Source organism: Saccharopolyspora gregorii, assembly GCF_024734405.1.
Classification (GTDB): Bacteria; Actinomycetota; Actinomycetes; order Mycobacteriales; family Pseudonocardiaceae; genus Saccharopolyspora_C; species Saccharopolyspora_C gregorii.
This window is the reverse complement of record NZ_CP059556.1, coordinates 4066608-4086102: the sequence shown is the minus strand read 5'-3', so window position 1 is coordinate 4086102 and position 19495 is coordinate 4066608. Positions and strand designations below refer to the sequence as shown.

Annotated in this window: 17 protein-coding genes; 8 read left to right on the top strand and 9 right to left on the bottom strand. The window is 73.5% G+C overall.

Features of this window, described 5'->3' with window-relative positions:
• Nucleotides 1-19: 19 nt before the first annotated feature.
• From aztC to aztB, 3 genes are read right to left on the bottom strand one after another with little or no spacing between them, the layout of a single operon-like run.
• Complete coding sequence (gene aztC / locus H1226_RS17660) at nt 20-931, bottom strand: zinc ABC transporter substrate-binding protein AztC (RefSeq protein ID WP_224962602.1); 912 nt, start codon at nt 929-931, stop codon at nt 20-22.
• Nucleotides 928-2100, bottom strand: coding sequence for a hypothetical protein (locus tag H1226_RS17655; protein WP_258341724.1), 1173 nt, complete (start codon nt 2098-2100; stop codon nt 928-930). The genes aztC and H1226_RS17655 overlap by 4 nt, the downstream gene beginning before the upstream one ends.
• On the bottom strand, nt 2097-2948 hold the full coding sequence (gene aztB / locus H1226_RS17650; RefSeq protein WP_258341723.1) for a zinc ABC transporter permease AztB: 852 nt from the start codon (nt 2946-2948) through the stop codon (nt 2097-2099). Before aztB ends, H1226_RS17655 begins: the two co-directional genes overlap by 4 nt.
• Nucleotides 2949-2996: 48 nt before the next feature.
• Here aztB and aztA point away from each other — a divergent pair, with 48 nt between their 5' ends.
• On the top strand, nt 2997-3710 hold the full coding sequence (aztA, locus tag H1226_RS17645) for a zinc ABC transporter ATP-binding protein AztA (protein WP_258341722.1): 714 nt from the start codon (nt 2997-2999) through the stop codon (nt 3708-3710).
• 331 nt (nt 3711-4041) lie between these two features.
• On the opposite strand, the gene H1226_RS17640 is transcribed toward aztA, so the two are convergent.
• Nucleotides 4042-4845 carry an NPP1 family protein gene (locus H1226_RS17640; protein ID WP_224962614.1) on the bottom strand — a complete coding sequence of 268 codons (804 nt, stop codon included), beginning with the start codon at nt 4843-4845 and terminating at the stop codon, nt 4042-4044.
• Between the two features lie 274 nt (nt 4846-5119).
• Between H1226_RS17640 and H1226_RS17635 the strand changes: the two genes are divergently transcribed.
• Nucleotides 5120-6016 carry a helix-turn-helix transcriptional regulator gene (locus tag H1226_RS17635; RefSeq protein WP_258341721.1) on the top strand — a complete coding sequence of 299 codons (897 nt, stop codon included), beginning with the start codon at nt 5120-5122 and terminating at the stop codon, nt 6014-6016.
• On the opposite strand, the gene H1226_RS17630 is transcribed toward H1226_RS17635, so the two are convergent.
• The 4 genes from H1226_RS17630 to H1226_RS17615 all read right to left on the bottom strand — a co-directional run bounded on the left by H1226_RS17630 (nt 5982) and on the right by H1226_RS17615 (nt 10107).
• Nucleotides 5982-6692: an alpha/beta fold hydrolase gene (locus tag H1226_RS17630; protein ID WP_258341720.1), complete on the bottom strand. Its 711-nt coding sequence runs from the start codon at nt 6690-6692 to the stop codon at nt 5982-5984. The genes H1226_RS17635 and H1226_RS17630 overlap by 35 nt on opposite strands.
• Nucleotides 6693-6762: 70 nt before the next feature.
• A complete protein-coding gene (locus H1226_RS17625; RefSeq protein WP_258341719.1) occupies nt 6763-7356 on the bottom strand; it encodes a TetR/AcrR family transcriptional regulator in 594 nt (197 codons plus the stop codon).
• 11 nt (nt 7357-7367) lie between these two features.
• Complete coding sequence (locus tag H1226_RS17620; protein WP_258341718.1) at nt 7368-8516, bottom strand: FAD-dependent oxidoreductase; 1149 nt, start codon at nt 8514-8516, stop codon at nt 7368-7370.
• Nucleotides 8517-8634: 118 nt separating this feature from the next.
• Nucleotides 8635-10107 (bottom strand): class I adenylate-forming enzyme family protein, encoded by a 1473-nt coding sequence (locus tag H1226_RS17615; RefSeq protein ID WP_258341717.1) that lies wholly within the window; start codon nt 10105-10107, stop codon nt 8635-8637.
• Nucleotides 10108-10383: 276 nt separating this feature from the next.
• Between H1226_RS17615 and H1226_RS17610 the strand changes: the two genes are divergently transcribed.
• The 4 genes from H1226_RS17610 to H1226_RS17595 all read left to right on the top strand — a co-directional run bounded on the left by H1226_RS17610 (nt 10384) and on the right by H1226_RS17595 (nt 15764).
• Nucleotides 10384-11961 (top strand): NAD(P)-binding domain-containing protein, encoded by a 1578-nt coding sequence (locus H1226_RS17610; RefSeq protein WP_258341716.1) that lies wholly within the window; start codon nt 10384-10386, stop codon nt 11959-11961.
• Nucleotides 11958-13037 (top strand): alpha-hydroxy acid oxidase, encoded by a 1080-nt coding sequence (locus tag H1226_RS17605; protein WP_258341715.1) that lies wholly within the window; start codon nt 11958-11960, stop codon nt 13035-13037. Before H1226_RS17610 ends, H1226_RS17605 begins: the two co-directional genes overlap by 4 nt.
• Nucleotides 13034-14416 carry a cytochrome P450 gene (locus tag H1226_RS17600; RefSeq protein ID WP_258341714.1) on the top strand — a complete coding sequence of 461 codons (1383 nt, stop codon included), beginning with the start codon at nt 13034-13036 and terminating at the stop codon, nt 14414-14416. Before H1226_RS17605 ends, H1226_RS17600 begins: the two co-directional genes overlap by 4 nt.
• 94 nt (nt 14417-14510) lie before the next feature.
• On the top strand, nt 14511-15764 hold the full coding sequence (locus H1226_RS17595; protein ID WP_258341713.1) for a cation:proton antiporter: 1254 nt from the start codon (nt 14511-14513) through the stop codon (nt 15762-15764).
• Between the two features lie 49 nt (nt 15765-15813).
• Here H1226_RS17595 and H1226_RS17590 read toward each other — a convergent pair whose 3' ends face one another.
• Complete coding sequence (locus H1226_RS17590) at nt 15814-16563, bottom strand: IclR family transcriptional regulator (RefSeq protein WP_258341712.1); 750 nt, start codon at nt 16561-16563, stop codon at nt 15814-15816.
• A 335-nt stretch (nt 16564-16898) separates the two neighbouring features.
• Here H1226_RS17590 and H1226_RS17585 point away from each other — a divergent pair, with 335 nt between their 5' ends.
• Together H1226_RS17585 and H1226_RS17580 are read left to right on the top strand one after the other, a co-directional pair.
• The gene (locus H1226_RS17585) at nt 16899-18020 is read left to right on the top strand and encodes a mandelate racemase/muconate lactonizing enzyme family protein (protein ID WP_258341711.1); all 1122 of its coding nucleotides are present in this window, start codon (nt 16899-16901) and stop codon (nt 18018-18020) included.
• A complete protein-coding gene (locus tag H1226_RS17580; protein ID WP_258341710.1) occupies nt 18017-19492 on the top strand; it encodes an aldehyde dehydrogenase family protein in 1476 nt (491 codons plus the stop codon). Before H1226_RS17585 ends, H1226_RS17580 begins: the two co-directional genes overlap by 4 nt.
• Nucleotides 19493-19495: the final 3 nt, after the last annotated feature.

Below are 19495 nucleotides of genomic sequence, written 5' to 3'. Positions count from 1 at the left end.
GGGAGGTTCGCGCGCCGGGTCATCCGGCGAGTCCGGTGGCGATGGCGTCGGCGTTGGCCCGCGCCATCTCCAGGTAGGTCGCGGCGCCGCCACCGGGCGGGCTCAGCGATTCGGAGAACAGCGGCACCACCCGCACGTCCAGCCCCGCCTGGTCGGCGAGCGCGCGGGCGAGCCGGTCGGGCTGCGAGGAGTCCGCGAACACGGCCCGCACCCCGGCGGCGCGCACGGCCCCGGCGAGGTCGGCGAGGTCGGCGGCGCTGGGGGAGGCCAGCGTGGTCCCGCTGGGGATGACCGCGCCGATCACCTCGAAGTCGTAGCGCTGCGCGAGGTAGCCGAACACGTGGTGGTTGGTGACGAGCTTGCGTCGTTCGGCGGGCAGCTCGGCGAAGCGCCGCGCCGTCTCGCCGTCGAGCGCCTCGACCTCGCCCCGGTAGCGGTCCGCGTTGGCCCGCACCACCGCCGGGTCGACGCCGTCGACGTGCTCGACGACCTGCTGCGCGATGAGGTCGACGGCCTCGGCGACGCGGCTCGGGTCGGTCCAGAAGTGCGGGTCCGCCTGGCCTCGGGATTCGTCGCCGGTGTAGTCGATCGGGTCGACGCGTTCGGCGACGGGCAGGGTGGCGACCCCGGCGCCGCGGGCGGCGTCGACGGTGCGCTGCACGCCTTCTTCGAGCCCGAGCCCGTTGTGCACGACGAGTTCGGCGAGCTCCACCTCCGCGGCCTGCTGCGCGGAGATCCCGAACGAGTGCGGGTCGGCGCCGGGGCGCATCAGCACCGACACCTCGGCCTGGTCGCCGACGACGTTGCGGGTGATGTCGCCGAGGATGTTGGTGGTCACCACGATCTCGGCGCGCTGTGCGGAACCGGTGCAGGCGGTGAGGCCGAGCAGCGCGGCGAGCACCGCGACGGCGGCCGTGAGCCGGGCGCTCATCGGCCGGTCTCCACCACGTGCGTGGCCTGCCCGCCGAGGTCGAACCGCCGGGCCTGGCGCAGCGAGTCGTTGTAGTCGATCTCGTGCACGGTGCCGGTGGCGACGTCGTTGACGTAGGCGCGGGAGGTGTCCACCAGGATCACCGGCAGCGGTCCGGCGGGGTCCACCGGCCGCGCGGTGACGCGGGTTTCCGCGGTCTGCTCCCCGGTTTCCGGGTCGTGGGCGTGCAGCACGCCGTCGGCGGTGAGCGCCAGCAGCGGGCCGCCCTCGCCGACGGCGTTCACCGCGACGGCCGGCCCCGTCTCGGCGTAGGTCCAGGCGCGGTCGCCGACGTCGAGCGACCAGGTGCCCCGGTCGCCCGCGCGGGCGGCGAGGGTGGAGCTGCCGGGGCGCTGCTGGAAGTCGCGGGCGCGTTCGTCGGCGCCGACCGCGCGCGGGTAGGGGATCTTCTCGCCGTGGAAGGCGCCGTCGTCCTCGGCCACGAGCAGCGCACCGTCGGCGCAGCCGAACACGACGCCGCGCCGGGTCAGCGCGGTGCCCTCCGGTTCGGGGCAGGGCGGTTCGACGGTGGCGGTCGGCTTCCCGGACCGGTCGAGCACCCGCACGGTGCCGTCGGCGGCGGCGGCGATCAGGTGGGTTTCGTAGGGCACGGCGGCGGTTCCGGGCGCGATGGAGACCTCGCCGGTGGGGCGGGCGGTGCCTGCGTCGAGCGCCGTCCGGTCCAGCAGCACGGCCGCGCCGTCCCGGGTGGACACCACCGAGACCTTCGGGTCGCCGTGCGCCGCGGCGGTCGCTCCGGCGAGGTCGCCGGCGTCGCGTATCTCGGCCCGGTAGTAGTGCACGTGGTCGCCGTGGTCGACCATCCAGGACCCGCTGTCGACGACGTGCGTGCCGCGGTCGCCGCTGAGGTAGGCGTGCCGCCCGTCGGTGCTGATCGCCCGGAGCCCGGGCACCGGCGCGAGTTCCACGACCTCCTCGGTGAGCAGGTCGAGCACGCGCACCCCGCCGGTGGTGGCGTCGGCGACGACGAGCCGCGACTGCGCTTCGGCGGATTCCTCGGCGCCCGCCACGTATCCGTGCGGCGCGGGCGGTGGTGGTTCGGCCGGTGCCCCGCAAGCGGTGGTCGCCAGCGCGAGCGCCGCGACGAGGACGGTCGGTGTCGGTTTCACAGGGCGGGCTCCGTTCGGTGCGGTCGGTCCCGCACCCGGTCGCGCAGTTCGGCGCCGAGCGCGGACAGGAAGAAGAGGGCGACGGCGGTGGCCGCGATGGTCGCGCCGGCCGCGGTGCCCCAGTGCCAGGACGCCAGCAGCCCGAGCGCGGTGGAGAGCATCCCGAGCGCGGCGGCCACCGCCATCACCACCGGGATCCGCTTCGCCCACAGCACGGCCGCCGCGGGCGGCGCGATGAGCAGCCCGAACACCAGCAGCGTGCCGACGACGCGGAAGGAGGCGACGATCGCCAGCGTCACCAGGCCCAGCAGCAGCGCGTGCGCGAGGCCGGGGCGCAGGCCGAGGGTGCGGGCCTTGCGCGGGTCGAAGGCGAGCGCGACGAAGGCGCGGTGCCCGGCCAGCGAGATCAGCGCGGCCAGCGCGAGCGCGATGCCGAGCTGCCCGAGTTCGGGCGGGGTCACGGCGAGCACGTCGCCGAACAGGAAGCCGGTGAGGTCCACGGCGAACGACTGCGAGTGCGACACGATGATGACCCCGGCGGCGAGCATGCCCACGAACAGCAGCCCGATCCCGGTGTCCGCGGACAGCCGCCGCGACCGCCCCAGCACCGTCACGCCGAAGGCCATCGCCCCGGCGCTCAGCGCGGCGCCGAGCAGCAGGTCACCGCCGAGCAGCGCCGCGAGCGCCACCCCCGGCAGCATCCCGTGCGACATGGCGTCCCCCAGGAAGGCCATGCCGCGCAGCACGACCCAGGTGCCGGCGAGTGCGCAGATCAGCGAGACCAGCACCCCGGCCCACAGCGCGCGCTGCACGAAGGACACCTCAAAAGGGACGAACAACCAATCCATGACGGATCACCCTATATTGAAAACGATTGTCGTTGTAGACTGTCTCCCGTGAGAGCGATCACCGACGAAGACCACCGGGCGGCGGTGCTGCACGAGGTGTCCGCGGGATACCGCCGGAACCCGGTGCTGCACCGGGTCACCGCCGCGTTCCCCATCGGCGCCCGCACGGCGGTGGTCGGCCCCAACGGTTCCGGGAAGTCCACGCTGCTCGGCGTGCTCGCCGGCGTGCTGCCGGTGACCTCGGGTTCGGTGCGGCGCCGGGGGGAGGTGGCGCTGGTGGTGCAGCGCAGCGCGGTGTCGGACGCGCTGCCGATGACGGTGCGCGCCACCGTGGAGATGGGGCGGTGGGCGCGGACCGGGCCGTGGCGGCGGTTGTCGCGGCAGGACCGCCGCATCGTCGCCGACTGCCTGGAACGGCTGGACGTCGCCGAGCTGGCGGACCGCCCGCTCGGCGCGCTCTCCGGCGGTCAGCGGCAGCGGGTGCTGGTCGCGCAGGGCCTCGCGCAGCAGGCCGAACTGCTGCTGCTCGACGAACCGGCGGCGGGGCTCGACGTCACCGCGCAGCGGCGGATCACCGAGGTCCTGGACGAGGAGAAGTCCCGCGGCACCACCGTCGTCCACGTGACCCACGACCTCGCCGAGGCGCGGGACGCCGACCACGCGCTGCTGCTCCGCGACGGGCACCTGCACGCCGCGGGCCCGCCCGGCCGGGTCCTCGCGCCGGAGTCCCTTCGTGAGCTGTGGGAGAACTCGCTGGTGTGACGCGGAATCCGCCGACGGTCCACTGAGGACTGATCAGGCGGCGTCGTCGGCACCGCCGGGCTGGAACGTGCCGCGGTGGCTGCCGGGAGAGGTGCCTGGCCGGCCCGCAGGTCCGCCGGGATCCGGCCGAGGGCGTCCCGCACGTCGTCGGGGAGCGCGTAGTCGGCGGCGGGCACGAACACCAGGTCGGCGTCGGCGAGCGCCGCCGGCCCGCGCGCGACGGTGATCTCGAAGTCCCCGGCTGACCGGCCGCGGGGCGCGCAGGTCACCACCTCGTGCAGCGCCGGTGCTCCCGGAACCGGCCGGGCGGCGCGCGCCCGGCCGGTGGGGCTCAGGCCTCCGGGTCGAACTGGATGTCGTCGGGCTTGGCCTTCGCGAGGTTGCCCGCGAAGGCGTCGTCCTTGATGCCGAGGCTGGCGCTGCCGAAGTCGGCGGAGGTCAGCGCGTCGCGGATGCCCTCCGGGTAGTTCTCCCAGCTCACCAGGTCCGGGTACTGCCAGGTGCCGTAGTGGTTCTCCGGCTCCTCGTCCTTGCCCGCGAGGCGGAAGCAGTGCGTGCTCGGCCCGTCCTTGTGGTAGATGATCTTCGCGTGGGTGTCCTCGAAGCCCACCTCTTCGGCCGGGTAGGTGGAGAAGTCGCCGTGCGCGGAGGTGGAGACGTACTTCGCCTGGTCGTCGTTCACCCAGATCACCACGTGCTCGATGTCGTGGCGGTGCCCGAACGCGTCGTGCACCCCGCCGAGCGCCTGGTCCTTCTCGAAGTAGAGGTCGTACATGTACGCGCACCAGTCGCCGTCGCACTTCGAGCGCGAGTAGGAATTGGTGTTGTCCAAGTCCGACTGGTCGTGGCAATTTCCGTTCAGCGCACCGGACGGTTCCAATCCGGGAGCGAGGGTGCCGTCCGGCCCGATGGCCGGAGTGGGATAGCAGCCGTCACCGTCGTAATCGAAAGCGGGCTGCCACTTCGCGTCCGCCTCGGCCGCGCTGCCGGGCAGCGCCTGCGGCGGATCGGCCAGCGCCACCGCAGGTGGCAGGCCCACGAACAGCACCGCGGTGCCGACCAGGGCGCGGAACGCGAACGAGGACTTCCCGAGCCGCCGGGTGCCGCGCCTTCTGCCGGTCTCCAGTGTTCCCATCGCAGCACAACCTTCCGATCGCCGTGTGATCGGCATGATCATAAGGCTCCGGGTGGACGATTCCCAGAGGATGATCCGGTGCTTTCGAACAGGTTCACGGCCGGTTCACCCGGGGCGTTGGCGAGAACACGACAACCGTTCTCCGGAATGGTGCGGGGCCCGTAACATCCGCCGAATTCCTTTTCCGGTGAGCCCGGGCGGGACCGGTCGGCGCCCGTTCCCTGGGACCACCGGACCCACCCTGCGCGGCCCCGGAGCGGGCAGAATCGCAGCTATGAACGGTTCCCACTCCCGCGAGCTGGCCGACTTCCTGCGCACCCGGCGCGCCCGGCTGCGCCCGCAGGACGTCGGCCTGGAACCGGGGCCGCGGCGCAAGGTGACCGGGCTGCGGCGCGAGGAGCTGGCGCTGCTGGCCGGGGTCAGCACCGATTACTACCAGCGGATGGAACAGGGCCGGGACGTGCGTCCCTCCGAGGAGGTGCTGGACGCGCTGGCCCGCGCGCTGGAGCTGGACGAGGACGAGACCCGGCACCTGCACGCGCTGGCCCGCGCCGCCCGCCGCCCGGAACCGGTGCGCCGGCGCGCCCCGGAGCGGGTGCCCGCGAGCACGCGGCGGCTGCTGCACACCATCGGCGGTCCCGCGCTGGTGCTGGGCAGGCACCTGGACGTGCTGGCCTGGAACGCGCTCGCCGGTTCGCTGTTCGGCGGCCTCGACCAGCAGCCGCCGCACGAGCGCAACGTGCTGCGCGCGCTGTTCCACCACCCGGACGCCCGCGAGGTGTGCCCGGACTGGGCGTCGAGCGCGTTGGAGTACATCGGGATGCTGCGCGCCTCCGTGGCCGCCGACCCGGACCACCCGCGGGCGAAGGAGCTGGTCGGCGAGCTCAGCGTGCGCAGCGAGGAGTTCCGCCGGTTCTGGGCGCGCCACGACGTGCGGGAACGCACCCGCGGGCGCAAGCACTTCGCGCACCCGCTGGTCGGTGAGCTCGACCTCGACTGGGACGCCTACCCGCTGCCGGGCGGGCCGGGGCCGGTGCTGATCGCTTACACGGCCGAGCCGGGCAGCCGATCCGCGGAGCGGTTGGAGCTGCTGCGCGGCCTGCTCGCCGACCCGGCCCCGGCGCGGGAGCCCGCGGTCAGCCCCGAGCCGCGGCCAGGAACTCGTCGATGACGGCGAAGGTCGCGGCCGGTGCCTGGACCTGCGGCAGGTGCCCGGCACCGGTGATGACCGCGAATCGGGCGTCCGGGAAGGCGGCCGCGTACTCCCGGCCGTAGCCGGTGCCGATCACCTGGTCGTCCTCGCCCCACACCACCAGCGCGCGGGACCGCACCTGCGCGAGGTCGCCCAGCAGCGCGGGGTCCGCCATCGCGGTGCCGCCGTAGGCGCGGATCGCCTCGATGGCGGCGGGCGGCGGGCCGGGCCGCCCGGGCGGCGGGGCGGGCAGCAAGATCTCGTGGCCGGCGATCTCGGGACCGATGGCGTCCAGCAGCACCAGGTCGCCGAGCAGCCCGCCGCGGTCGCGCACCGCCATCGCGGCGGCCACCCAGCCGCCGAAGGAGCTGCCCAGCACCAGCACGTCCCGCAGTCCGCGCTCGTCGAGCAGTCCCAGGTAGGCCTGCGCCAGGTCGGCGACCGAGCCGAGCCGGTCCGGTCGGGTGGTGCCCTCCCAGCCCGGGTGCACGGGGGCCAGGACACGGTGGCCGGGCGCGAAGTGCTCGACGATCGGGGCGACGGTGGCCGGTCCGCCGCCGCCGTGCAGCACCAGCACGGGGCGGCCGGAACCGCCCGCCTCGTCGACGGCCACCTCGACGTCGGGTCCGATGTGGAGGGTGGTTCGAGCGGTCATGGTGTCCTCTTCTCGTGCTGGGGGCGGGTGAACGGTCCGTGCACCGGGTCGGGCGGAGCCGGTGGGCCGGTCATCCGGTGGGCCAGTCGTCCGGGGGCCAGGCCGCGCGCAGCAGTGCGAACGCGGCGTCGAATCCGGCGTCGGGATCGCCGGGCACCGACCGGGCGGCGAGGACCAGGTGCGCCAAGGCGCGCGCCGTCGGATCGTCGGCCGGTGCGCCCGCGTCCTCGGCGATGGCGGCGGCGAGGGAGGTCTCGTGCCGCGCCCACATCCGATCCACGTGCTCGCCCAGGCTCGGCGAACTCCGCACCATGCGGCGGAATTCGCGGAACCGCGCCCCGCCGTCGTCGCCGAGGTGTGCTTCCCGGACGCCGCTGAAGTACCGGTGCAGCGCGTCCACCACCGAGGTCCCGGGTTCGCGGTCGCGCACCGCGGCGACCAGCGCGGCCTCCCGTTCGGCGTCCTCGTCGAAGACGAGCGCTTCCTTGCTGGGGAAGTGGTTGAACAGCGTGGTCACCGAGACGTCGGCGGCCTCGGCCACTTCGGCGGTGGTCACCTCGGCGAAGCCGCGTTCGAGGAACAGCTCCAGCGCGGTCTCGGCGATGCGGGCGCGGGTCTGGGCCTTCTTGCGCTCCCGGCGGCCGGCGGGTTCTGGGGTGGGCATGTCGCGGAATCCTAGGTGCGCTGCGGGTTTCCGGCCGTCATGGCCTGGAAGTGGGCGAACGCGTGCGCCGGTCCGCCGGGGCCGATGCAGTCCTCGATGCCGGTCGCGGCTCTGGCGGCGGCTTCGGCGGAGCGGGGGAACATCCGCTCCTCGTAGGCGGCGACGGCCTCGTCCAGCGGCCCACCCGCGGCGATGCGCTCGGCGAGTTCGGCGGCGTCGAGCATCGCCAGGTTCGCGCCCTGCCCGGCGAACGGGGACATCAGGTGCGCGGCGTCGCCGAGCAACGTCACGCCCGGCCGGTGCCTCCAGCGGTGGCCGACCGGCAGCGCCGTGATCGCGCGCACATCGAACGGGCCCTCGCCGCGGTGCAGCACGTCCCGCAGCACCGGCCCGAAGTCGGCGAACATCTCCAGCAGCACGGCGCGCAGCGCACCGCGGTCCAGATCGCGTCCCCAGTCGGACGGGGCGCGGAACGCGGCGTGCACCCGGATGACACCACCGCTGTTGCGCTGCGCCAGCAGTCCCTTGCCCTCGTCGAGCGCGAACGTCATGCCGTGCCCGATGAGCTCGGCGAGCTCCGGGTGCGCGCGGTCCACGTCGGTGAGCACCACGTCGACGAACACGACGCCGGAGTGCGCGGGTTCGGCGTCCGAGAGCAGCGGCCGCACCGCGGACCGCGCCCCGTCGGCGCCGACGAGCAGGTCGCAGGTGGTGCTGCGCCCGTCGGTGAAGTCGAGGCGGTGCCGCCCGTCGCCGAGGGGGACGGCGGCGCGCAACCGGCGGTCCCACTCGACGGTGCCGGGTTCGAGCGAGCCGAGCAGCAGGGCGCGCAGCTCGCCGCGGTCGATCTCCGGTTTGAACCGGTCGTCCGGGTCGGCGGGCGCGTCGAGCAGCACGGTCCCGGCCCGGTCGAGCAGCCGCAGCGCTTGGCCTTCCGGCCGGGACGCGGCGAAGAACTCGTCGAGCAGCCCGGCCGCGGTCAGCGCCACCTGCCCGGAATCCCGGTGCAGGTCGAGGCTGCCGCCCTGCGCGCGGTCCACCGGGTCGCGGTCCCGTTCGTGGACGGTGACGGGCAGGCCGTGCCGTTGCAGCACGCGGGCGAAGGTGAGCCCGGCGGGGCCACCGCCGATCACGGCGATCCGGGGCGGGGGAGTGGGCATGGTGGTCCTTCCTGCGGGGCGGGAGCGGGTCCCTCGACCGGAACGGTACATGAAGTGACTCCAAACTCGTAGTCACTACACTTTTTCCGGCCGGGGCCCGCGAACGCCCCGCAGGGGATCACCGCGGCTCGGGGATCGTGGTCAACGCCCGCAGCGCCGCCTTGTCCGGCTTGCCCGCCGCGGTCAGCGGCACCCGCCGCACCACCCGGATCACGGCGGGCGCGGCGGCCGGACCCAGCTCGGCGGCGACCAGGTCGCGCAGCTCCGCGTGGTCGGGTTCCGCGTCCCCGGCGAGCACGAGGTGGGCGTGGATCGCCTCCCCGGTCCGCTCGTCCGGGACGCCGACCACGTACGCCTGGTCCACCGCGGGATGTCCGGCGAGCGCCCGTTCGATCGGGCCCGCGTAGTGCAGGATCGCGTTCACGATCACCACGTCCCGGGCACGCCCGGTCAGGTGCAGGAAGCCCGCCTCGTCCAGGTGTCCCACGTCCCGGGTGCGCACCCAGCCGTCGCGCAGCACCTCGGCCGTTTCGGCGGGGTCCTGCCAGTAGCCGCGCAGCGAGTGGGCGGTGCGCACCCACACCTCGCCGTCGGTCCCGGCGGGCAGGGGCAGCCCGTCGGCGTCCCGGACCTCGACCCGCACGCCGTCCCACGGGCGGCCGACGGAGTTCGCGGCTTGCTGCCGCTCGGCGATGTCGGCCGCGGACAGCAGGCTGAGCATGCCGGTCTCGGTCTGCCCGTAGCCCAGGTGCACGGCCGGGCCGATGCGGGCGTGCGCTTCGGCGAGCTTGTGCGGGGCCAGCGGCGATCCGGCGACCAGCAGCATCCGGGCGGCGCTCAGGTCGTGCTCCTGCTCGCCCAGCGCGTCGAGGATCTGGTGCAGCCGCGCGACGGTGAGCAGGCAGGCGGTGATCCGCAGTTCCGCCAGCACCCGCGGGAATTCCGGCACCTCGCGCGGGATCACCGCGGTGCCGCCGGAGAGCAGGCACAGCGCCAGGTGTTCCTGCACGACGGCGCTGCTGAGCGTGCCGAACAGCAGGAACCGCCGGTACTTCGCGGCGAGTTCCGCGGTGCGCTCGGTCCACGCCGGTGCGTGCCAGCTCCAGTGCCCGGTCATGGCGCGGTAGTCGAACACGGTGCCCTTGGGCGTCCCGGTGCTGCCGCTGGTGAACACGACGAGCGCGGGGTCGTCGAGCTCGCCGCGCGCGACCGGGGTCTCCTGCGCGCGCAGCAGTTCCGGGCCGAGTTCGAGCACCCGGGCGGCACCGGCGGCCTCGTGCAGCTGCGGACGCGGGTCGTCGGTGACGACGGCGCGCACGTCCTGGCCGAGGACGTGCGCGAGCTGCGCGGCGGTGAGGCCGGGGCGCAGGCCGACGACGCGGCAGCCGAGGACGTGCGCCGCGATCTGGACGGCGAAGCCCTCGGGCGTGACGGCGGTGTCGATGGCGACGCCGTGGCGCGGGCCGAGCCCGGCCGCGCGCAGCCCGGCGGTGCACCGGCCGATGAGTTCCAGCAGCTCGCCGCGCACCACGATCCGGTCGCCGTGCTCGAACGCGGGGGTGAGCGGGTCGGCGCCGAGCGCGTCGATCACGGACTGCGGAAAAGGTTGTGCCCGAGACCGGTGTTCATGGTCACCCGAGTCTGTTCTCTCTCCCATTTTTACCGCTTTCCGTCAAATAGTCGTATGGATTCGGTCGCTCGGAGCACGAGTTTCCCGCTGGGGTTCGGACAATGGGGATCTCTACCATTCCGGTGGATCTCCAACCACGGGACGATGCTGTGATCCGCATCACGTGTACGGGTCGACCCGTTGTGCTTTAAGGTTCAAACAATCCGTTGTTTTTGCTGGTGGGAGGCGAATCAACCAGTGTCCGAAGAGCGCTCTCTTGATTATCTCGTGATCGGCGCCGGCCCGGCAGGCCTCCAAGCCGGATATTACTTGGAGCGGGCCGGACGCAATTATCTCATCGTCGAGTCGGGAGAGTCGCCCGGTACATTCTTCGCCGAGTTCCCGCGGCACCGCAAGCTCATCTCCATCAACAAGGTGCACACCGGATGGGACGATCCGGAACTGAACCTGCGCACCGACTGGAACTCGCTGCTGTCCGAGGAGAACGCGCCGCTGCTCACCTCGTACACGCCGCGCTACTTCCCGGCCGCCGACGACCTGCTGCGCTACCTCGCCGACTACGCCGAGACCCACCGGCTGCGGATCCGCTACGGCACTCGCATCGTCGAGGTCGCCAAGCCCGGCGAGTTCGTCGCCCGCGACCAGGACGGAAACACCTACCGGGCCCGGCGCGTCATCGTCGCCACCGGCGTCACCCGGCCGCACATCCCGGACATCGACGGCGTCGAGCACGCCGAGCCCTACACCGAGATGTCCGTCGACCCCGAGGACTACACCGGGCAGCGGGTGCTCATCATCGGCCGCGGCAACTCCGCGTTCGAGACCGCCGACGGGCTCATCGAGAACGCCGCCGTCATCCACGTCGCCGGGTCCGGCTCGCTCAAGCTCGCCTGGCAGACCCACTTCGTCGGGCACCTGCGCGCGGTGAACAACAACTTCCTGGACACCTACCAGCTGAAGTCGCAGAACGCGCTGCTGGACGGGCGGATCCTCGGCATCCGCACCGACGGCGACTCCTACCTGGTGCGGGTCGGCTTCGAACGCGTCGACGAGGTCGTCAAGGAGATCCGCTACGACCGGGTGCTGCTGGCCACCGGGTTCCGGTTCGACGCCTCGATGTTCGCGCCCGAATGCCGGCCCGAGCTCACCATCGCCGACCGGTTCCCCGCGCAGACCGCGGCGTGGGAATCGGTGAACGTGCCCGGGCTGCACTTCGCGGGCACCATCACGCAGGTCCGCGACTTCAAGAAGTCCACCAGCGGCTTCATCCACGGCTTCCGCTACGGGGTGCGCGCGCTGCACCGCATCCTGGAACGCCGCGACCACGAGGTGGCCTGGCCCGGGACGACGGTCCAGGAGACGCCGGAAGCCGTCACCGACGCCATCATCGAACGGGTCAACCGCAGCTCCGCGCTGTGGCAGCTGTTCGGGTTCCTGGCCGACGCCGTGCTGCTCGGCCCGGACGGCGCGCGCTACGCCGAAGAGGTACCCCTCGACCACCTGCACGAGACCGCGCACACCGGCGAGTTCGGCGAGGTCGACTCCTACCTGACCATCACCCTCGAATACGGCGCGGACCACGACCGGGTCAACCCGTTCGACGTCGAGCACAGCCGCACCTCCCAGCAGGACACCCGCGGGCTCGACGGCCGCTACCTGCACCCGGTGGTGCGGCACTTCCGCGGTGGCGAGCTGCTCGCCGAGCACCACATCACCGAGAACCTGGAGAACGAGTGGGACAGCGAGCAGGTGCACCGCGCGCCGCTGCGCGAGTTCCTGCGGGGGCGGGTGGCGGCACCGGCGGGTGCCCGGTGAACCTCTTCGCCGACTTGCACGACCGGGCGAAGGAACTGCTGGAACCGGCGATCCACGACTACTACGCGGGAGGGGCGGCGGACGAGTTCGCGTTGGCGGACAACGAGAACTCGTTCGCCCGGCTCGCGCTGCTGCCGCGGATGCTGCGCGGCGGCCCGCCACCGGAGCCGCGGGTGGACCTGCCGGGAGCGCCGGGTGCGGCACCGGTCCTGGTGGCGCCCACGGCGTTCCACCGCCTCGCGCACCCCGAGGGAGAACTGGCCACCGCGCGCGCGGCGGCGGCCACCGGGACCGTGCTGATCTCCAGCATGGCCGCCACCACCGCCGTCGACGAGGTGGTGGCGGCCGCGCGGGAGGTGCGCTCCGACGCCGCGGTGTGGTTCCAGCTGTACCTGCAGCCGGACCCCGAGGTGACCGCCCGCCTGGTGGAGCGCGCCGAGTCCGCGGGCTGCACCGCGCTGGTCGTCACCGTGGACTCGCCGGTGTTCGGCGACCACGTGCGCGACCGGCGCAACGGCTTCCACGACCTGCCGCCCGGGTACGAAGCGGCGAACATGCGCGACCTGCCCGGCGGCCCGCCCGGCGGCACCCGCGACATCGAGATGTCCCCGGAGATCTCCTGGCGGCACCTGGAGGTGCTGCGCGCCACCACCGCGCTTCCCGTGCTGCTGAAGGGGATCCTGCACCCGGACGACGCGCACCTCGCCGTCGCCCAGGGCGTGGACGGGATCATCGTGTCCAACCACGGCGGCAGGCAGCTCGACGCGGCCCCGGCGCCGATCGACGTGCTGCCGCGCATCACCCGCGCCATCGGCGGCACCCTCCCGCTGCTGCTCGACGGCGGGGTACGCCGCGGCACCGACGTGGTCACCGCCCTCGCGCTCGGTGCCGAAGCCGTCGGCATCGGACGTCCCGTGCTGTGGGGGCTCGCCGCCGACGGGGAGAAGGGCGTCCGCGAGGTGCTGGACCGGATCGGCGCCGACGTGGTGCGCGCCATGGCGCTGTGCGGGGTCCGCGGCCCCGACGACCTGACCGCGGATCTCGTGGTGCCGCGCGGATTCGGAGGTCTTCGGTGAAACCGGTGCGGCTGCTGCCCTGGGTCGCCGTCGCGGCCGCGCTGACCGCACCCCGCTGGCTGCCGCAGCGGGTCGTCGCGCTGCGCGGCAAGGTCTTCGAACTCGTCAACGGGGACGACGCGATCACGCTGCCGAACGAGCGGTTCGGCCCGGACCGGTTCCGCGAGGTCTACTCGCACCCGGCCGCCGGTGGGCGCAGCGAAGGCGCGGGGCTCTCCGACCTGTTCTGGTACTGGCTGTCCCCGGGACCCGAGGTGCACCAGGAGCACCTGGAGGCCGGGCCGCGCTACGACGACGTCGCCCGCACCACGCAGCGGTTCCTCGCCGGGTCCAGCGACGCGCTCTCCGCCACCGCGGCGCGCTGCGCGGCGAAGGTCCTCGACGAACTCGTACCCGGCGAGCTGAGCGTTCCGCGCCTGCGGGACCTGATGATGCCGATCTGGGCGGAGTTCAACTACGAACTCGTCTTCGGCGAACCCTGCCCGCGGCGGGCGCGGGAGCTCATCGTCGGCAACGCCGCCGATGTGGTGAACGCGCTCAAGTGCACCGACCTGCGGCACCCGCGCCGCCGCGCCCGGCTCACCCGCTACCTGCGGTCGCGGGTCGACGCGGGGGACGTGGTGCACGAGCTGCCCGGCGCGCTGTCCACTTCGGAGCAGGTGCACTACCTGCAGGGGACGTTCTTCAACACCTCCGTGGTGCAGCTGTCCGAGGGCATGGCGCACCTGCTGCTGGTGCTCGCCCAGCACCCGCACGTGCAGCGGCGCCTCGCCGACGAGCCCGGCGACGAGCGCTACTTCGCGCACGTGCTGGACGAGACGATGCGGGTGTTCCCGCTGTTCGGCATCGCGCACCGCATCACCACCGGCGACATCCGGGTCGACGAGCGCACCACGCTGCCGCGCGGATCGGTGCTGTGCTTCAGCTATCCCGACTACCACGCCACCGGGCACCAGGACCCGGAGTCGTTCGACCCGTCCCGCTGGGAACGGCTCTCGGCGAAGGACGCCGCGCACATCCCGTTCGGGGTGGCGTCGAACCGGCCGTGCCCCGCGTGGCGGCTGTCCCCGCTGGCGATGCGCGCGGTCACCCGCGAGGTGCTGGCGCGGTTCCGGCTCGAATCCAGCGTGCGGCACACCCGTTCGCTGCCCTCCCGAGGGCCGTGCGTGCTGGTGCGCCGCGGCACCGCGCGGGACACCCGGGCGCTGCTGCGCTTCCTGCGGGTCCGCGATCGGTGGGAGGACGTGGAGCGCAGCGTGCGGCAGCTGGTGCTGGGCACCTGGATGGTGCTGGACGCGCGCAGGCAGCGGCTCGCCGGCCGCCACTTCGAACGGCTCCGGCAGCAGGAACCGCCGCCGGGCTGCCCCGCGCACCGCTGATCGGGCCGGGGCCTCCGCGACCGGGAGGCCCCGGCACCTCGCGCCGTGCACCGCAACGGATCCACGTCCGATCCACCGCCACCGGAGGAACCGCATGACCCCGACGGAGCTCGCCCCCGCGTTCTTCCTCGCCGCCATCGTCATCCTGCTCGCCTGCCGCCTCGTCGGGCGGGTGCTGCGCGCCTTCGGCCAGCCGCCCGTGGTCGGCGAGATGGTCACCGGCGTCGTGCTCGGCCCCTCGGTGCTCGGACTGCTCGCGCCCGGCGTGGAGCAGGCGATCTTCCCCGACGAGCTGCGGCCCGTGCTGTACGTGGTCGGCCAGATCGGGCTCGTCGTGTTCATGTTCCAGGCCGGGTACGAGTTCCGGGTGGACAAGATCCGGCAGGTCGCCGGTTCGGCGGCGTTGATCTCGGCGGCCGGGGTGGTCGTGCCGATGCTGCTCGGCGTCGCGCTGGCCTGGCTGGCCGCCGGGCACGTCGACATGTACCCGCCGGGCGTCCCGCTGCTGGTGTCGGTGCTGTTCGTGGCCGTGGCGCTGTCGATCACCGCGTTCCCGATGATGGCGCGGATCATCACCGAGTGCGGCCTGTCCGGCACCCGGTTCGGTTCGCTCTCGCTGGCCGCCGGGGCGCTCGACGACGCGGTGGCGTGGGTCCTGCTCGCCGGGGTGCTCAGCATCTCCGCCGCCAGCATCGGGCCGTTCGCCGTCGCCGCCGGCGGCAGCGTGCTGTTCGTCCTCGCGCTGGTCGCGATCGTGCGCTCCGGGGGCCGCATCGACGCCGCGCTGCGGCGGCTCGCCCCCGAGCAGGTGCTGATGGTGGTGGTCGTCGCCGTGTTCCTCGCCGCCTGGTACACCGACCAGATCGGGTTGTACGCCGTGTTCGGCGCGTTCAGCCTCGGCGTCGCGCTGCCGCGGTCGGCGGCGATGGACGGGGCGGTGCGGACGATGAAGCCGGTCGCCGTGCTGTTCCTGCCGCTGTTCTTCACCTACTCCGGGCTGAACACCGACCTGGCGCTGCTGGTCGACTCCGGGGTGCTGCTGTTCGCGGTGGGCGCGGTGCTGGTCGCGGTCGCGGGCAAGCTCGGTGCCTGCTGGGCCGCGGCGCGGCTGGCGGGGGAGTCGAACTCGGTGGCCACCCGCGTCGGGGCGCTGATGAACGCGCGCGGGCTGATGCAGCTCATCGCGATCAACGTGGGACTGGCGGCGGGGATCGTCACGCCGCAGCTGTTCAGCGTCCTGGTGCTCGTCGCCCTGGTCACCACGATCATGGCGACCCCGCTGCTCACCCTCATCGACCGCCGCGAACGCCGCGCCGCTGCTGACCCTGAACCGGAGCCGGTCGCCTGATCCGTGGCGGGTGGCGGAGCACTCGGGAGATCGGCATGGCGGGGCGGACTCAGGCGGCGCCCAGCTCGTGGGAGATGCGGGTGGCCGCCCTGGCGGTGGCCCGGCCCGCCGCGTCGAGGTGGTCGGCGAGGCGCTGCGCCGGGGCGGACAGGTTCAGCGCCGCCACCACCCGGCCGCGGAAGTCCCGGACCGGCGCGGACACGCCCACCAGGCCGGTCTCGAACTCCTCGCGGACCTGCGCGTAGCCGGTCCGCGCCGCCTCCCTGATCCGCGACCACAGCTCCGGCAGGGTGCGCACCGTCGACCCGGGCGGCGTCGCGCCGAGCTCGGTGCCGAAGCGCACGTACAGCTCGTCCGGCGTCACGTCCTGCAGCAGCACCCGGCCCGCCGAGGTGCACGGAGCGGGCACCCCGCGGCCCTCCCAGTCGTGCACGCGGAACGAGTGCCCGGACACCGACAGCAGCGTCAGCACCTCCCGCTCCCGCAGCACGCACAGGTGGCTGGTCTCCTCGACCTCCGCCGACAGGGCGCGCATCACCGGCTCCGCCGCGCGCACCAGCCGGTCCCCGGTGGTGCGGGCGACCAGCGAGAACAACCGCCAGCCCAGCCGGTAGGCCAAGGTGTCCGGTTGCCGCTCCACCACCCCGGCCTCGGCGAGCGCCTTGAGCGCCCGCGACACCTGGCTCTTGTCCCGCCCGGTCAGCACCGCCAGCCGCGACACCCCGAGCCCGCCCGCGCGCTGCGCCTCCGCCGAACCCAGCGCCTCCAGCAACTCCAAATCACGCCGCAGAGCTGTCATGTCTTCAACGATGCCTCCTCGTCGGCTCTTTTTGCAGGGCACTGGGGTGGCGGAACCTCAGCGGCTTCCTCGCTGCGGGATCGTTTTCACAGGTGGCTCCGCCACATGAGAAAACGCTGTCCTCGCGAGGAACCCGCTGAGAACCCGCGGGTGGTCCGGTTGCGTGCGTGGTCGCTGCTCATCGGCTTCGCCGCTGACAGGAAACAGGACGAAACCAGCGGGCGCGGTTCGGGGCGGGGTCGTTCGGTTGTCGCCAGTGCAACTCGGGTTTCGATCGGGCGCGGTGGGTTGTCCTGCGGGCCGGCGGGTTCCTAGCTTCGGTTCCGGGAGGTCAGATGAAGATCACCGACATCTCCGTGGACCGGCTGCGGCTGCCGCTGGACCCGCCGCTGCACGCCGCCTGGGACCCGCGCCCGCGGGAGCACTTCGACGCCACCGTGGTGCGGGTGCGCACCGACGAGGGCATCACCGGCATCGGCTCCGGTGACACCATGACCGGGTTCGACGCGGTGCGGCACCTGTTCGTCGGCACCGATCCGCTGCGGATCGACCGGCACGTCAAGGCCATCGAGACGGCCAACTTCCACGGCGGTGCGTTCTGGCCGCTGGAGGCCGCGCTGTGGGACGTCATCGGCAAGGCCACCGGGGTGCCGGTGTCGGTGCTGTTCGGCGGTGCCGCCGACGCGCTGCCCGCCTACGCCTCCACCGCCGAGCTGAAGCCGCCCGCCGAGCGCGTCGAGTCGGCGCTGGCCGCGCGGCAGGCCGGGTTCCGCGCCATGAAGATCCGCATCGCCCCGGACGGCGTCGAGGAGGGCATCGCGACCGTCGCCGCCGTCCGCGACGCCCTCGGCCCGGACTTCGACATCATGGTGGACCTCAACCAGTCCTGGCGGATGGCCGGCGACACCGCCGACGCGGTGGACTTCGCCACGACCTCCCGGACCGTCCGGCGGCTCGCCGAGATCGGCGTGAGCTGGGTCGAGGAACCGCTGCCGTACCACGACATCGCCGGGTTCCGCGCCCTGCGCGCCCGGTACCCGGAGGTGCGCATCGCGGCGGGGGAGATGCAGCACTCGGTGCCCGACCTGCTGCGCTACCTGGAGCAGGACGTCCTCGACGTCTACCAGATGGACGTGGTGCTGGCCGTCGGCATGCACCGGGCCCGCACCATCGCCGAACTGGCCCGGCTCAAGCACCGCCACTTCACCCCGCACAGCTGGACCAACGGCATCGGGCTGCTGGCGAACCTGCACGTGGCCGCGGGGGTCGGCGGCGGGCCGCACTTCGAGTTCCCCTACGACCCGCCCGGCTGGACGCCGCAGCGCCGGGACTTCCCGCTGGCCCGGCCCGTCGAGGTCCGAGCGGACGGCGCGGTCGCCGTGCCGCAGGTCCCCGGGCTCGGCGCGGAGCTCGACGAGGACGTCATCGCCGACACCAAGATCGGAGGAATCCCGTGACCCCCGCCCTGGACGCGCCGAGCTCAGCGCTGATCGGCACGCCGGAGACGCGGCCGTTCATCGACGGCGAGTTCGTCGCCACCGGCGAGACCTTCCCCAGCACCAGCCCCCGCGACGGCACCGAGCTCGCCAGGGTCGCGGCCTGCACCGCCACCGAGGTGGACCGCGCGGTGCGCGCCGCCCGCACCGCGTTCGACGACGGCCGCTGGCGAGGGCTGGATCCGGGGCGGCGCAAGGAGGTCCTGCTGCGCTGGGCCGAGCTGATCCGCGCGCACGCCGACGAGCTGGCGCTGCTGGACAGCCTGGAGATGGGCAAACCGCTCGCCGAAGCCCGCCGCGTCGACGTGGCCGGCGCCGCGCACACCCTCACCTGGTACGCGGAGGCCGTCGACAAGACCTCCGGCGAGGTCGCGCCCGCCCCGCAGGACGCGCTGGCGCTGGTCACCCGGGAACCGCTCGGCGTGATCGGCGCGGTGGTGCCGTGGAACTACGCGCTGCTGATCACCTCGTGGAAGATCGCGCCCGCGCTGGCCACCGGCAACTCGGTGGTGCTGAAACCGGCCGAGCAGACCTCGCTGGCCGCGCTGCTGCTCGCCCGCCTCGGTGCCGAGGCGGGCCTGCCGGACGGGGTGTTCAACGTGGTCCCGGGCCGCGGCGAGCAGGCCGGGCAGGCGCTGGGCAGGCACCCGGACGTGGACAAGATCGCGTTCACCGGCTCCGCCGAGATCGGCCGTCGCTTCCAGGTGTACGCGGGCGAGTCCAACGGCAAGCAGGTCGCCGTCGAGGCGGGCGGCAAGTCGCCGCAGCTGGTGCTGCCGGACGCCGACCTCACCGCGGCCGCCTCGGCGATCGCGTGGGGGATCTTCTACAACGCGGGGCAGACCTGCAACGCCGGGTCGCGGCTGGTCGTGCACCGCGACGTCGAGGACCGGCTGCTGGCCGAGGTGGTGCGGCTGACCAGGGAGACGTTCCGCGTCGGCGACCCGCTCGACCCGGCCACCGTCGTCGGCCCGCTGGTCGACGAGGCGCAGCTGCGGCGGGTGTCCGGGTACGTGGCGCGCGGCCTCGCCGACGGCGCCACCGCGGTGCTCGGCGGCGAAGCGCTGCACGGCACCTTCTTCCCGCCGACGATCCTGGCCGGCGTGCCGCCGGAATCGCCCGCGGCGCGGGAGGAGATCTTCGGGCCGGTCCTGACCGTGCTCGGCTACGACGGCGACGCGGACGAGGGCGTCCGGCTCGCCAACGACACCGAGTACGGGCTGGTCGCCTCGGTGTGGACCCGGGACGTGACGACCGCGCACCGGGCGGCGCGGCGGCTGCGCGCGGGCACCGTGTGGGTCAACACCTTCGACGCGAGCGACGTGATCACCCCGTTCGGCGGGTTCGGCGCCAGCGGTGCCGGGCGGGACAAGTCCCTGCACGCGCTGGCCGGGTGCACCGCGCTCAAGACCACCTGGATCGACCTGTCCTGACCG

Coding starts and splice junctions, on each gene's coding strand:
- H1226_RS17595 (WP_258341713.1), top strand. CDS start 14,511: ATGACCCCGACGGAGCTCGCCCCCGCGTTCTTCCTCGCCGCCATCGTC.
- H1226_RS17620 (WP_258341718.1), bottom strand. CDS start 8,516: ATGCCCACTCCCCCGCCCCGGATCGCCGTGATCGGCGGTGGCCCCGCC.
- H1226_RS17585 (WP_258341711.1), top strand. CDS start 16,899: ATGAAGATCACCGACATCTCCGTGGACCGGCTGCGGCTGCCGCTGGAC.
- H1226_RS17635 (WP_258341721.1), top strand. CDS start 5,120: ATGAACGGTTCCCACTCCCGCGAGCTGGCCGACTTCCTGCGCACCCGG.
- H1226_RS17625 (WP_258341719.1), bottom strand. CDS start 7,356: ATGCCCACCCCAGAACCCGCCGGCCGCCGGGAGCGCAAGAAGGCCCAG.
- H1226_RS17640 (WP_224962614.1), bottom strand. CDS start 4,845: ATGGGAACACTGGAGACCGGCAGAAGGCGCGGCACCCGGCGGCTCGGG.
- H1226_RS17630 (WP_258341720.1), bottom strand. CDS start 6,692: ATGACCGCTCGAACCACCCTCCACATCGGACCCGACGTCGAGGTGGCC.
- aztC (WP_224962602.1), bottom strand. CDS start 931: ATGAGCGCCCGGCTCACGGCCGCCGTCGCGGTGCTCGCCGCGCTGCTC.
- aztB (WP_258341723.1), bottom strand. CDS start 2,948: ATGGATTGGTTGTTCGTCCCTTTTGAGGTGTCCTTCGTGCAGCGCGCG.
- H1226_RS17590 (WP_258341712.1), bottom strand. CDS start 16,563: ATGACAGCTCTGCGGCGTGATTTGGAGTTGCTGGAGGCGCTGGGTTCG.